Below are 14,402 nucleotides of genomic sequence, written 5' to 3' on the forward strand. Positions count from 1 at the left end.
GGTGGTGTGATCCCCGAGCCGGTAGCTGACCGCTTCGATGAGCGTCGGCCCCTTGCCGCTGCGAGCCCGCTCGACGGCGGCGCGGGTCGCCTCATAGACCGCCACCACGTCATTGCCGTCCACCTGGAGGCTGCGCACCCCGGCCCCTATGCCCTTCTGGGCCAGGGTGGGCGCGCTCGACTGCAACTTGCGCGGCACCGAGATGGCCCACTGGTTGTTGTTGATGATCATCACCATGGGGAGATGCCAGACACCGGCACAGTTGAGCCCCTCGAGAAAGTCTCCCTTGGAGGTGCCGCCATCGCCGATGGTCACCACGGCGACTCTGGGCTGGTTGCGCAGCTTGAAGGCAGCCGCGATGCCGGCAGCATGGGTGATCTGGGTGGCGATGGGAACGCAGATGGGCAAGTCTTCCGACAACTCGCCATCGGCCTTGTAGAAGACGCTGCCACGCTCGTCCCCGCCCCAATACTGCAGGTTCTGCTCCATGGGCACGCCCCTCACGTAGAGAGTGGGCATGTCCCGGTAGTAGGGCACATAGACATCCTCTGGCTGCATGGCGAGCCCGACCCCGATCCCCACCGCTTCCGCCCCGAGATGGGAGGGAAAGGTGCCGAGTTTGCCGGTTCGCTGCAGTGCTATCGCTTTCTTGTCGTAACTGCGCACCATCACCATGTTGCGGTAGAAGGTGTGCAGCATCGCCTTGTCCAGCCAGGTCGGCAGTGTCGCGACCGGGCGCCCCTCCTCATCGAGGTAACGAAGGAAGGGGATGTCGACATGGGTCATAACTGGCTCCTTGCCGTTGTCAGCGTCACCACCATGAGGTGACATTTAAAATGTAAACAACATGTTAACCAAAGGGCAACGAGATTCATCCAGGTAAGACCAGTAGAAACTTCTTTTATTTTCGAAGGTAATCGGAATTTTCGGCGAGCATAAACAAAGAAGGGAGCCTGTTCAGGCTCCCTGTCATATCGAGTTCGGGATCATACCCATCACCGCCATGCTGCTTGCCACCGCCCGTGGCGCAGGATCAGCATGACAAAAAGGCATCAATTCACTCCCACAAACGGGTGGGTACCACCAGCAGCATGGTGCGCTGTCCGATGGCCACGTTGGCGTTGGGGAAGACCACCGCCTCCCGCGGTTTCTCTACCCTGTATTGCCGATCCCCATCTTCTGCCAGCACAAAACCCTGGGGAAATTCGGTGAAATTGTCCACATCGCTGGCAAACAGGAAGCGGAACTGCTCCGACTGCTTGTTGATCACCCGATCTATGGCAAAAAGGGTGAAGTCATCGGCTCGCCATGGCTCGAGGGCCACCTCATCCCGGGTCACCAGCTCCTGCAATGTCTGGCGCACCTCGATGAAGCAAGTCATGTCGTTTTCACCGAAGGGCCGCACCTTGCCCAGCTCCACCGTAAAGGCATGGGCGCCGTGCTGGTGCGAGCTGTAATAGCTGAAGGTGGTGGTCGGGCCGCTCGAGAGCAGTATGGTGCGCACGCCGCAGGCACCGAGGAAACGTACCTGCTCCTTGCAGTGGGGGCGTTCGTGGGGGAAGGGATAGACGGCAAACTTCTCGTGGCGTGAGCCGCGAATGGCGGTATGGAGATCGTAGTGGTAACGGGGCCTAGCCGAGTCGGCAAAGAAGCGGCTCACATACTGCTCCAGACGCATGGCGCGGATGCGCTCCCGGTTGCACAGCCCCTCCCCCTTGCTGTGGGCGCCCGAGAAGAGGCGGTTCATGTTCTCTTCCACCTCCCTCACCCCCTGGTTCATGGCGGCGGGGTTGCCAAAGAGGAAGAGCACCCGGTGACGAACCTTGAGCTCCTCTGCGAGCAACCGGGTCAGCAACTGGTTGCAGATCTCGATGGGGGCTGTCTCGTTGCCGTGGATGCCGCAGGAGAGGACGATGTCCTTGTGCCCGGGTTGCCCCGCCTCGGAAGCGGGTTCCAGGCAGATCACGCCGGTATCCCACACGCTCACCCGGGTACCGTCGGTCAGATTGAAGGCGAAAGGCTCGAGCTGCCACTCATGGCGGCGCGTCAGGGCCAAAAAGTCATGCTGGGGAATCATCCGTCTCACCCTTTAGTCTGGAATGCCATGGCCGGATTATACGCAAGGCAACCGGGCTTAAAATCAGTTTTTAAACAAATTCAAACAGTAAGGATACAAAAATGGTGAAAATGAGTGACAACTCATGCAACAGGATCAAGCGGGGGGAAACACGGAAGAGGGAAAGCGGTGAACGGGTATCGGCAGGTGAAGACAGCATGTCTTCGGCAGACAGGCGGGCAGCATGCCCCTGGGATCAGCAGAAAAACAAGGCATCCATGCCCGGCTGATCAACCACGCCAGAACGGCTTGGTGGTCTCTTGATAGCGGTCGGCTTCGTTCAGACCGATGTCCTTGAGCAGGTAGGCGGGCAGCTCGGAGAGCTGGCGACGGCTGCGGCTGCGTTCCAGCCAGGTCAGGACGGTCATCTTGACGCGAGCAACCAGATTCGATTCGCTGGAATGCTGGTAACCGGCTTCGGTATAAGTCATGTTGGCCATGATATGGCTCCTCTCTCTAGTTCTGCGCAAGGCTCGGATTTGATGCGCAAAGCTTAGTCAGGGCGGGGAGGTGCCTCAATTGACGAATTTTGATACATGACATTAGTAAAAGTAATGGTTGATATCGCCAGGGCAATAACCATAACCATATGATTTTAAAATGAAATAATGCTGAAACTTTCCCCCTGGCAGCCTGACAGCATTTTCTCCTGCGCCACCCACTTCTAACTATGCACTTTCCCACGCTAGCTATGCACGGCACGACGCCGAGTCAGCAGGGTGCAAACTCTCGGCCACCAGGGTTTGTTAACAAATAGATCGCGACAAGATCGTTATTTAACAAAAAGATACGAACAGGCAACCCGAACCGGATGCCCCCATGTCACCCCCATCGTCAGGGTGGCACCGGACACTTGGCACCCTGCCATCATACTGGTATGGTTATTTATACAGTGGTTTATCATGCTGCCTCCCCACACTGCCCCAATATCATGCTGAACAGGGGAGCGGCACACACACAGGATCTGCCGATGGACACCTTTACCCCCACCGCCGCCCTGCGTCAACAGATGGCCCTGCTGGAGGCGTCGCTGGCACGCCTTGCCCGGCAACTGGGCCAGCTCGACCTGCTGGAGGCTCATGTCTATCCCCTCCCGGCCGTGGCCCAGGGGGAAGAGCATGAGCCCATCGAGGCCATCGAGGTGGGCTATCTCTCGGGCGAGGCGGCCCTGGCCGCCACCCTCGCAGCCTTTCAGGACCACAGCGCCCGCCCCGGCTGCTCCACCAAGGCGACCCACCGTCTGCCCGGCTGGCTGCGCTTTCCTGCCGCCTGCGCCAGGGTGTTGGCCCCCGTCATCGAGGAGATCAACGCGCACAAGCTCGCCTTCAAGGCCATGGTGCAGGCGGCGGGCGGGCGGGACGAGAAGTTCGAGCTGGTGCACGGCGCCCTGCCCGGCGTCATCACCCTGCAGGTCTATCGCAAGCTGACCTGGCTTCAGGGGGATCTGCATTCGCTGGGCTTCACCTGGGCCGACAAGCAGAGCATCAGCCGCCTCAGCCGGGAGCAGGTACTGGAGATGCTGGAGCGCAGCCGCCGGTATGTACCGGCGCTCTTTGACAACGAAGAGTGGAGCAAGATGGTGGATCAGGAGGTATACGACATTCGCCGCCTGCCGGCGGATGCCGCCCTGCGGATCCGCAGGCCGGTCAAGACCCACCCCATGATCAACCTGCTCTGGCAGGACAGGGAGCCCCGCAAGCAGCAGATCAAGGCGAGCCTTCCCCTGCTGCTCTGCTCCGATACCCAGCCGGCCGTCACCCATCTGGGCCACTACCCGCCCAAACTCCGCCAGGCACGCCGGGATCGCAAGATTGGCGGTGACCCCATCATAGAGCGGCTGCACCTCTACCTCTATCAGGGGTAGCGCAGGCTCGGCACCGCCACAAATGACAAGGGGAGCATCACGGATGCTCCCCTTGTCACATCGGGCGACAGCCCATCGCCGTCAGCTCATCAGCAGTGCCCGCAGGCTCTCCACATCCAGCCCCTTCACCTCGGACTGGCCGCTCAGGAGGCCGTCGGCCAGTGCCCGCTTCTCGTCGTGCAGCGCCACTATCTTCTCCTCCACCGTCTGCTCGCACACCAGGCGATAGACGGTCACCGGCTGGGTCTGGCCCATGCGGTGCGCCCGATCGCTCGCCTGATCCTCCACCGCCGGGTTCCACCAGGGATCGAGGTGCAGCACGGTGTCGGCCTGGGTCAGGTTGAGGCCCGTGCCCCCCGCCTTGAGGCTGATGAGGAAGAGCGGCACCGCTTCGTGGCGAAAACGCAGGATGGACTCCTGACGGGACTTGGCCGAGCAGCCCCCATCCAGATAGCAGTAGTCCCACTGCCGCTGTTCGATACGGCTGCGCAGCAGGCTCAGCAGATCGACAAACTGGCTGAACACCAGCACCCGGTGGCCACCATCGATGGCTTCGTCCAGCAGCGCCATCGCCTCGTCCAGCTTGCTGCTGGTCTGGGACCACTCCGGCATCACCAGCTGGGGGGAGCAGCAGAGTCGGCGCAGCCGGGTCAGGCCGCTCAGCACATGCATCAGGGCACGGCCATCGGCACTTTGCACCTGCTGCACCACCTCGCGCCGGGTCGCCTCGTAGAGCTGACGCTCCTCGGGGGAGAGGCTGATGTGATGGATGATCTCGGTCTTGTCCGGCAGCTCCGTCAGCACCTGTTGTTTGAGGCGGCGCAGGATGAAGGGGCTGATCACCGCCCGCAGCATCGCCATGTGCTGGGGATCCTTGACCGCCTTGCCAAAGCGGCGCTTGAACTCCCCGAGGCTCCCGAGCAGGCCGGGGTTGATGAAGCTGAACAGGCTCCACAGCTCCCCCAGATGGTTCTCGATGGGGGTGCCGGAGAGGGCGAGGCGAAAATCACCGTCGAGCTGGAACAGCAGCTTGGCGCGCTGGGTACCGGCATTCTTGATCTGCTGTGCCTCGTCCAGCACCATGCTCGACCAGCGGCGGGACTTGAGCGCCTGGGAGAGACTGCCGAGCATGCCGTAGTTGACCAGGACGATCTGTCCGGCCCTGGCCCCCTGGATCAGGGTCTCCCGCTCGGCGGGATGGTCGAACACCACCACCTCGAGCTCGGGGGCAAAGCGGGCCACCTCCTCCTGCCAGTTGGTGACCACTGACTTGGGCACCACCACCAGCGCCGGGCCCAGGTGCTGGCGCATGCGCAGCACAATGAGGGCCTGCAAGGTCTTGCCCAGGCCCATGTCATCGGCCAGACAGGCGCCAAAGCCGTGATGGGCCAGGGTCGCCATCCAGCGTACGCCCTCCTTCTGATAGTCCCGCAGCGCCGTCAGCAGCTCAGGGGGACAGCTCACCTCCTGCTGCCACTCCTGCTGGAGATTCTGCCAGGCGGCATCCCCCTCGGTGGTGATGACGGAGAGCAGGCGGGCCAGCGGATAGGCCAGCTTGTTGTTGATGCGCTGCTCGTTGTCCAGCATGGCGCCGAGCACGGTGAGGCGTTCCACCAGCTTGTCGCTCAGCATCAGGCTGGTCTTCTCGTCGAGTTGCACCGTGCGCTGGCCCGGTGTCAGCTGGCGCAGGATGAGGCGAAGATCGAGGATCTGGTGCTCGTCCAGCGAGAGCGCCCCCTCCACCTGGAACCAGTCCTGACGCCGCTCGATGCGCAGGCTCAGGGCCGCCTCATCAAGGCTCTTGAGGCGGGCGCTGTCCTGGTGCCAGTGCACCACCACACCGGCGTCCACCAACTCCGGCAGGGCGTTGACCAGGGTGAGCGCCTGCTCCCCGTCCAGCTTCCACTCGTTGCCGGGCAGGCCGATGGGTAACTGGTTGCGAAGGCGCTGGGCATCGTCCTTCTCGGCAGCCAGATCCCGCTGCCAGTAGTGATACTCCCGGATACCCTGGCGCACGATGGCCTCCCCCTTGCCCAGAGGCAAGGGCGGCAGGTCCCCCTCCCGGGTCACCAGCTGGACCACGAGCTGCCCCTCCTGCCAGTCGAGCAGGACGGAGGGAACGCCGGGCCAGGGGGCCAGCTCGGCATTGCCCCTGAGCCCCACCACCTGGCTGTGCCAGGGGAGATCGGGGATCGCATCCAGCGTGCGTTGCAGCTCCTCGAGCCCGGCCGGCGGCAATGCCGGAATGGCCTCCAGGGCCGGTAATCTGTCCAGCAGTGCCTGCGGTGTCAGAATAAGCTGCCACAAATCCTGAGCCAGAGGGACGATGTGCGCACCGCGGGCGGCGGGAGCAGGATGTAGTCTGGCACTCATGCCCTCCCCGCTCTGTACCAGTTGCAGCAGGGGGGCGCTGACGGCCAGTTGCAGCTTCTGCCCCTTGGCATTGAAGAGGCGAGGATGGTTTGCCAGGGGCACCCAGGCATCCCGGGGCAGCTTGCCCATGTTGCGCGGCAGGGTGCGCACCAGTGCCCAGTCCGCCTCGTCCAGCAGGCTGGCGTACTGGGTGGAAAGCAGGGCCGGATCGACCCTTCGCCCGGCGGTCCACTCCCCCTTGGTGCTCTGCTTCTGGATCTTGCACTCAAGCTCAGGCCCCTCCGCGTGGAGCAGCCAGACCAGCCGCTCCTGGGGCTTGCGCACCCCGCTCGAGCGTCCCAACCCCTGCAGCCAGTTGAGCCAGCTTGCCGAGGCGGGGGCCTTGCCTTCCTCCTCGGTACCATCCTCTTCCTCCCCTTGAGCAGGGCGCAGCGCGCGCAGGGGCCAATGGGCGGCCTCCCGGCCAAGCAGGAGTCGCAGCAGATCCTGGCAGAAGGCCATCAGGCGATGCCGGGGCTCGGCGTCCAGCACGTGGGAGAGGTCCCACTTGTGCAAGATGGTCACCTGGGGGCTCTGCTCGCCGTGGCGCGCCAGGGCGCAGAGATCGAGCCAGAGGTAACCCCAGTGGAGCTCCTCCAGCGGCAGTTGCAGGGTATCGAACAGGCCGACCGCCTGGCCGTGGCGATCTCCGGCCCACTGCCCCAGCAGATCGGCCAGCAGGGGGGAGTGATGGCCCAGACTGCGCTGCCACTTCTTGCGCTGCTCGCTCCCCTGCACCGGATCTGCCTGTTGCAACCAGCCGAGCCAGAGCAGGGCGCTGAACATCCGGGGCCAGGGCGACGCCTCTTGCCCCTGCCCCTGGCCAAGCGCCCCCAGCAGCCGCTCGGCCAGGGGTTGCTCATCCCCTTGCTGCGCCAGTTGTTGCAGTGCAGGCCAGTGAGTGGTTACCTCGCCGCCAAAGGGGCCGCAGAGCCACTCCCATTCTTGGGCGCGAGCCTGGATCTGGCCAGAGAGCGCCGGGGAGCAGGAGGTAACCAGCGTTGCCAGCGGCCAGCCCTCGTCAGGCTCTGCGTCAAGCAGGGCCTGCAGGGCGAAGTGCTCGAGCAGCAGGGCCTGCCAGGCGGGGCTGGAGCCTGCCAGCAGGCGGGGAGCATCGGGGAGATCCAGGAGGCTCAGGAGTTCGGCACTCTGGTAATAGGCCGGGATCTGCCCCGCGTCTCCCAGACAGAGCTCGCGCACCACCTCCTGTGCCCGCTCCAGGCCCGTGACCGAGGGGATGCGGGACCACTGCGGCATGGGGCACTCCCCCGCACGCACCGCCAGGATCAGGGTCAGGGTTCCCTCTGCCGTCAGACTCCACTGCTGCTCCGCTCGTTGACGGACAAGCCCCCACTGCTGCAACTGATCGAGGGTGTCGAGCAGCGCACGCCCGGGTGCGCCCGGGGCATAGAGGGTATCTTGCAGGTAACGAGTGCTGGCGGCGCGCTGCAATTGCAGCTCGCACAGCAGGGCATGGCAATCTGAAGAGAGGGTGAAGGCTGACATCAGAACTCACGGGCAAGTGCAAAGGCGGAATTTTAACGGGAAAGCGGCGGCGGCTCGACCCTTAAGCGCGAAATAGTGCAAAAAAGCTGGCGCCTTTGATGGGTACGCGAGCGACAGGGCTGACAGGGCACTCGCCCCTGCCACCGGGCAACGGGCCGCAGGAGGGGCGCGGTCATCAAAAAAGGCGCCGCAGCGCCTTCTGGAAACAGATTGTTGGCTCAGCCTTCCAGCCGGGCCAGACGGGCTTCCAGCCCCTGCAACTGCCCCTTGAGGTGCTCGACCTCTTCTTCGAGCGCCGCCAGTCTGTCTGCCGCCGGTGACACAAGGTTGCCAGCGGGCGCCGCGTCGGCCAGCGCCTGCAGATCCACCTCGCCACTGAACAGGTGCGCGTAGCGGGATTCCCGCTTGCCCGGCTCACGGGGCAGCTTGACCACATAGGGCCCCCGCTCGATGAGGGTGGCCAGCACCGCATCCACCTCGGTCACATCGTCAAAGCTGCACAGCCGGTTGGTGCGCGAACGCAGCTCACCCGGGGTCTGCGGGCCACGCAGCAAGAGTTCGCAGATGATGCCGAGCTCCTGGGCCGAGAACTTCAGCTCGCCGAACTCGGTATTGCAGAAACGATGCTGATAGCGGGGCACCCTGGCGTTGAAACCGGCGGTATTGACCACCAGACGGCGGCGGATCAGCTCGTCGATCACGGCGCGAATATCCAGCTCGGCGAGCTCCAGCACAGGTTCCCGGTTGCTCTTCTGGTTGCAGGCATTGACCAGTGCATTGAGCGAGAGAGGGTACTGATCCGGCGTGCAGATCTCTTTCTCAATCAGGCAGCCGATCACGCGGGCCTCTAATGGGCCTAGTACTATCTCCATGTCATACTCCCTTGCCAAACAAGACGTTAAGACGGTTATCTTAGCCAAGGCGCTTGCGCCGTCCAGCAGATAACCCCATTTTTGCGAGCCGATGAAACCCTTGCTGCAACCTTGTACAGCAAAACGGCCTCGGTGCGCGGGCGAGGTGAACGGATGGCCGGGAACCTCTTTGGCAACCAGCCCCCTCCCCCTTCAACGAGGCGGGCACAAGAACCATCACGGCCGCAAAGGCGGCCGTGATGGTAGACAGATTGAAACGGCCCTCACGAAGAGGGCTTGCGCTCCAGGGTCGCGGCCACCTTTCTTGCGGCCGACACGGTGAGCAAAGGCTCACCCGGATAGAGCATCAGGGCGCTTGCCCGCAGGTTGTCGGCCTCCGCCGTGCGCCCCAGGGCATTGAGGGCGATCACCATGTTGGCGTAGATGTTGGCCCTCGGGGTATGGCGCACGAAGGCCTGTCCCCAGTCGAGGTAGGCTTCAAGCTCCGCCTGGTTGTTGGCCTGCAGACCGACCATGAGGCGCACCGCGTTTACGTCGAACTCCACCCGGGTCAGCCAGGCCATGGGGTTGACGATGTCGAGCAGGAGCGCAGGCTGCTTGTAACCGCCCCGCTCATACTTGGTCACCACCCAGGCGGTATGCATGGCGGTCAACATGAAGGGGATGACGATCAGGGGAATGGCGATGGCCATGAAGCGCAGCAGCAACCAGGGGCGGCACAGATGGTCGCGCCAGTTGCCGTGGTCTTGCTCCTCCACCTCCGCATCCATCGCATACAGGAGCAGCAGCAGCGCCCACCACAGGGCGATGGCGTGGTAAAAGGGGTACTCGGTCTGGGTGTGCAGCAAGATGGGGGTCACCAGCGCGAGCAAGGCGGCGCCCTTGACCCAGCCCGCCCGGCTCAAACGCCACAGCAGGGCCCCGCCCATCAGCACCATGCCCAGCATGGGGGCCAGACCCCCTTCCACCGCCCAGTAGAGAAACTCGTTGTGGGGGTGATCCAGGTTGTACTCGATCTGCACCATGGCCGGGTTCAGCGCCTTGTCGGCCATGTAGTGATGGAGAAACACCGACTCGAAGCTGCCATAGCCCCAACCGGTCCAGGGCATCTGGGCAATCAGCTTGGCGGCGTAGGGCCAGTAGATGGAGCGCATGCCGCCGGACTGGTAGATCTCCAGCCCTCGTCTGGCTCCGGCCATCAGGTATTGCGAGGCCAGCCCGAGCAGAATGCCCAGGGCCACCAGCGCGAGCATCCTGCCCAGCCGCCGCTCACGCCCCAGCTGGGCAGACAGCAGCAAGAGAGCCATCACGCCGCCCAGTTGCCCGACCCGCGATTGCAGGACCACCAGCAGCAGGGAAGTGGCCAGGATCACCCCATAGCGCAGCCCCTTGAGCCAGGGGTTGGCATCACCGCGCAGCTCCAGCCAGATGGCCAGTGACAGGCCGGTCGCCATGAAGCTCGCCATCACGTTGGGTTGCTGGAAGATGCCATAGGGGCGGTTGGTCTGGGTGTCGTACCCAATCCAGTTGCCCGGCACCAGCAGGTAATACTGCACCAGGCCGAGCAGCGCCTCGATGGCGACGGCCCCCAGCAGCAGATAGAGCAGCCTGTCTCGCGCCTCGCGGCCGAATCGCCACTGATAGAGGCTTGCCAGAAACAGCAGGCCGGCAAACAGCCCCAGCAGCCGGGGAATGGCATAGTCCTTGAGCTCGAATCCCGGATAGGCCATGGGCAGCAACAACAAGATCCCCCCCAGCCACTGGGCCGTCAGCAGCGGCGAGACCACCAGTCGCTGGCTGAGGGTCACATGCCACAACCCCAGCGCCATCACCAGGCTGGCGAAGATCCAGCCCCAGGCATTGAACGGCAGATAGAGCCCTGCCCCGCCCGGGTTGTGCATGAAAAAATGCATGCCAAGCAACCAGTACAAGACTGATGTTCCCCAAAAAACCTTATGAACCAAACTGCACTCTCTTCCCATTTATGCCTCATCATGCATAAAAAAAGCCGTGACAGTAAAAACACTATCACGGCTCATTAGACTAACGAATCAATACCGAGAAGAGTCTTACAACGGCAGACGTTCAGTCATGTCATACAAGGTATGGCTTCGGCTGAGCATCTGCCCCCCATCTCTTGTCAGAGGAACCCATCCAATTGTTCCCTTGGATGTTGTGGGACGAATCAACATCAAATCGAAGGGAATCGTGATGTAGATACCTTTGGTAAAACTGCCTTCCCCGTACTCTTCGGCCGACACATCCGTCAAGGTCGCGTATGCTCCCATCACAATCCCGGAGTCAAAGCGCTTGGAGAAATCAAACGTGGCCCCCAGGTCACCAGCCAGATAACGCCCGACAGCTACCTTGGCAGTGACATTGTCCATAAAAGGCAACTGCCAATAGCCAGTCAAGTGACCCGTAGCAACGTCGTAATCAGCCATCTTCAGGGTGTTGTTCCAATCACGCTGCTTGACCCAGTTGGTATCCAGACCCAGAGCCCATGACTGACCGAAAGGACGATAAAGCACCTCTCCCCCGACACCGGCGTACATCATTTCCAGATAGCCGCCGTATGCCTGGCCGAACCACTCCTGACCAAGTTGCTCCATATGTGTTAACTGGAGGTTGTTCAGCAGAATATTGGAAGAGTCGACATACTCTCTCACCCAAGTGCGTACTCTCGGTAACGCATCCGTGTCGGCAGGTGGTGTTTTGTAATTAAATTTGTCGTAATTGTTCGCAATATTGAAGAACAACGTACCCTGTAACCAATCCTTATCGGAAAGACGCAGCTCACTGTTGGCATTAATGCCTATCTGATACATATAAAATGATTCAGGACCACCAAAAGATTGCGTCAGGGCCGGGTCAAATGAATAAGAGAACCACTCTGGTTCAGATTGGTAACGGAGCGTTCCCTGAACAGGAGCAGGTACTTTTTGATGCTCTTCTACCACTGCCTCCTGCCCAAGAACCTGGGGCTGGTTCGCCTTTCGCACAGAGTCGAGATCAATCACCGTCTCTTGCAACTGGAAATCTCGCTGGCGCTCAATGACTCTCAACTCTTCGACAGTGTCAGGCAGATGATTAATCGCAACCAGAGCAGTACGATCGATCGCTTCTTGCTGGTCCCTATATTTGTGCTGTTGACCCAGCAAGGTTACAGTGGACTGGTCACTATAAAGTGATGCTGTATTCCAACCAGCATTGCTTTCAAACTGTCCTGCCATGACAGGCCAATCAACGTGTGACGAGTCTATCGGGGCCTTTTCAGCGATATACACAGGGCGAGGCTCATCTAAATGATTCTGACGTAAATCATTAAAGTTGGTCCGAAGAGTAACACCCCACATCAGAGTATTTCCCCTCTGATAACTAAGATGAGTGTCCATGTAATCAAACAGACGATAAACAGCACCTATATTGATAGGAGATGAATGATCAATTTTCCCGGCAAATTCATTACTGTAATCATTGCCATCATATTCCAGCTTCAGGCGAAGTGGCTGCCAAGGTGTCTGGTATTCAACACCCCCAAACAAGGCAGCATTACCGTGGAACATATTTTTTGTTTCAAATTTGCCACCACCGCTGGAATAGCCATTATCTCGTGAACACCAATCATTTTTCCACTCGCAAAAAGGATTGGTAATGTTCCCGCTCTCCCCCATATTTCCCCAGCCCATACCAAGGGTGAAATCAAACGGGCCAACACGCTTGCTGCCGACAATGTACTCACTGTCAAACAGCCCCGTCCCCATCAGGTCACGAAAACCCAGAGAGAGATTCGGGATCCAGGTAGACTCTTCCAGCAACCTGACTTTGACATCCATGCCCTTGTCTTTGTAAGTCTGGTCACCACTGAAGTCGGGATTCGCGTTATAAAGGCGAGTTCTTACGTCGGTATAACGCAAAGTGGCTTCAAGCCAGTCGAACGGCTGCACTGACATAGACCAGCGACGGTACTGATCATCATCAACATAATTGGCACTGAATTCACCCGTCTTGGCCATTCTGGCGGTTGGCATTTGCAGCAAGCCAACGCCGCCGAAGTCACTTTGTGATGGACCCAACGGCTCAAAAATGTCGGCATCAGCGTGTGTTGCAAAGGATACCAGCAGGGCAATCAGTGAGAGTCTTGGATAGGTCATTTGGGCATCCGATTCGCTAACAACGTCAACATGCGTGTATTCAAGTCTGTATATTGCTCAGGCAGCACACTCGGAGCAAAACCGACAAACAGAGTGGCGCCAGGCATGGCTTCAACATGGCGTTCATTCCAGATGGCAACGGGGATCCACTCAGATTTGCCACTGGGGGAAATCAGATACGCGCCGGTGTCATCACTTCCGGACAAGCGATCCAGCTTTTTCCAGTACTCTCTCAGCCCTGCCGCAGGCAAAACCGGGGCCTCGCCAGGGCGACCAATCAAGCCGGCCAGATAGATTTGCGAACGGCGAGGGGCAAGATACAGCTGATAATCCCCCTGCAATACGGGGTTGGCACCTGAGGGCGCCAGGCTGATATCCGGATCCACAGGCAATTCGAAACGCCCTGTCAAATGCAACTGCTGCAACTGTTGATTCAACTGTAAAGCGGCATGGGCGAGTTCAGCTTCATCATGCTGCTGCCAGTACGTTGCCAGCAAGCTGAGATCCTTCAGCACGGCTTGCTGTTGATACTCAATGTCTTTTTGGCGCGCAGGAGTAGAAATATGAGCGACAGGCCAATAATTATCGTACTGAGAGACTGCCGAGTTTAACAACGCGTCACTCAACAGCATGGACTGGGGATGAGTCATTGTTGCTGTAGGTTGACCTTGCCACCAAACAGATACGGACACATCTGCCATAACAGGGGCAGCCCCCAAGGTTGCGAGCAATAAGCTATATATTATTTTCATGATGAATAGGGCTTAAGGAATGTCATTTCGATCATTGGCAAGGAAGGGCCTAATTGCTGCTGGAATTTACGAACTTGACCTGTCTGCTCATCGATCCAGAAATGATTCAGCCATCGATCTTCATTCGGGGCGGTAACGACATGCTCTTCTACAATCGTCGTTTTATAGGGGCGGTCCATAATATTCAGAACCTCATTCCCCATCTGCGTGTAATGCATACTCAAGGGATAGCCACTGGTGTATTTTTTCGACCACTCAGCGACACTATACCACACCATCGAGGGTGTCTTGTCTAACCGGGAAATCTTCAGCGGATCCTTATCCAGACTCCCCAGATAGCGCAAATCATTTGGCAAACCCACTGTTTTAATCAAGCGCCCATGCTGAGTCACAAACATCACACCATCGGCACTCATCCATGACATGCGCGGACCATTGACATATGCCAGTACAACCAACGCCTGGGGAAGATCGCCCACCTTGATATAGGCACTCGCATAGGGTAGCGCTCTCAGCTCGGATGAGGTCAGTACAATATCATCAGGCTTGTTGAACACATAACCCAGAGTCTCGATCGTCTGATGGGTCGAGGTGCTGCAGCCAGCCAATAACAATGTGGCTGACCATGCCAATAATCGGGAGGGGAAATAAGATAAATACTGTGCCACGCGCAATACACCATCCATGAGGGATAAGAAGAAAACAAGGCTGCTCAAACAGAGCAGC

10 protein-coding genes are annotated in these 14,402 nt (G+C 59.9%); 1 reads left to right on the forward strand and 9 read right to left on the reverse strand.

Translation table 11 applies throughout. The features are described from left to right. From AACR77_RS16690 to AACR77_RS16700, 3 genes are all read right to left on the reverse strand, one after another. On the reverse strand, window positions 1–786 hold a 786-nt coding region (locus AACR77_RS16690), incomplete at its 3' end, for a thiamine pyrophosphate-dependent enzyme (RefSeq protein WP_042877731.1). A gap of 271 nt (window positions 787–1,057) precedes the next feature. Next, complete coding sequence (gene astE / locus AACR77_RS16695) at window positions 1,058–2,077, reverse strand: succinylglutamate desuccinylase (protein WP_042877734.1); 1,020 nt, start codon at window positions 2,075–2,077, stop codon at window positions 1,058–1,060. A gap of 269 nt (window positions 2,078–2,346) precedes the next feature. Continuing rightward, window positions 2,347–2,556: a DUF1127 domain-containing protein gene (locus AACR77_RS16700; protein WP_010675316.1), complete on the reverse strand. Its 210-nt coding sequence runs from the start codon at window positions 2,554–2,556 to the stop codon at window positions 2,347–2,349. 530 nt (window positions 2,557–3,086) lie between these two features. Here AACR77_RS16700 and AACR77_RS16705 point away from each other — a divergent pair. Next, entirely contained in the window at window positions 3,087–3,980 is an 894-nt protein-coding gene (locus AACR77_RS16705) for a DNA replication terminus site-binding protein (protein WP_042877736.1), read from the forward strand. An 81-nt stretch (window positions 3,981–4,061) separates the two neighbouring features. Here the strand turns inward: AACR77_RS16705 and AACR77_RS16710 are convergent, their stop codons facing one another. The 6 genes from AACR77_RS16710 to AACR77_RS16735 all read right to left on the reverse strand — a co-directional run bounded on the left by AACR77_RS16710 (window position 4,062) and on the right by AACR77_RS16735 (window position 14,392). Continuing rightward, window positions 4,062–7,898 carry a DEAD/DEAH box helicase gene (locus AACR77_RS16710; protein ID WP_042877737.1) on the reverse strand — a complete coding sequence of 1,279 codons (3,837 nt, stop codon included), beginning with the start codon at window positions 7,896–7,898 and terminating at the stop codon, window positions 4,062–4,064. 218 nt (window positions 7,899–8,116) lie between these two features. Next, window positions 8,117–8,770, reverse strand: a complete 654-nt coding sequence (locus AACR77_RS16715) for a YceH family protein (RefSeq protein ID WP_039040218.1) — start codon at window positions 8,768–8,770, stop codon at window positions 8,117–8,119. A gap of 263 nt (window positions 8,771–9,033) precedes the next feature. Continuing rightward, the gene (locus AACR77_RS16720; protein ID WP_231563056.1) at window positions 9,034–10,671 is read right to left on the reverse strand and encodes a PglL family O-oligosaccharyltransferase; all 1,638 of its coding nucleotides are present in this window, start codon (window positions 10,669–10,671) and stop codon (window positions 9,034–9,036) included. A gap of 168 nt (window positions 10,672–10,839) precedes the next feature. Continuing rightward, window positions 10,840–12,924, reverse strand: coding sequence for a YjbH domain-containing protein (locus AACR77_RS16725; RefSeq protein WP_042877741.1), 2,085 nt, complete (start codon window positions 12,922–12,924; stop codon window positions 10,840–10,842). Beyond that, complete coding sequence (locus AACR77_RS16730; protein WP_042877743.1) at window positions 12,921–13,676, reverse strand: capsule biosynthesis GfcC family protein; 756 nt, start codon at window positions 13,674–13,676, stop codon at window positions 12,921–12,923. Before AACR77_RS16730 ends, AACR77_RS16725 begins: the two co-directional genes overlap by 4 nt. Then, window positions 13,673–14,392, reverse strand: a complete 720-nt coding sequence (locus AACR77_RS16735) for a YjbF family lipoprotein (RefSeq protein ID WP_162513457.1) — start codon at window positions 14,390–14,392, stop codon at window positions 13,673–13,675. The genes AACR77_RS16730 and AACR77_RS16735 overlap by 4 nt, the downstream gene beginning before the upstream one ends. Between the last annotated feature and the right edge of the window lie 10 nt (window positions 14,393–14,402).

Source organism: Aeromonas sp. ZOR0002 (genome assembly GCF_963866995.1).
GTDB lineage: Bacteria > Pseudomonadota > Gammaproteobacteria > Enterobacterales > Aeromonadaceae > Aeromonas > Aeromonas caviae.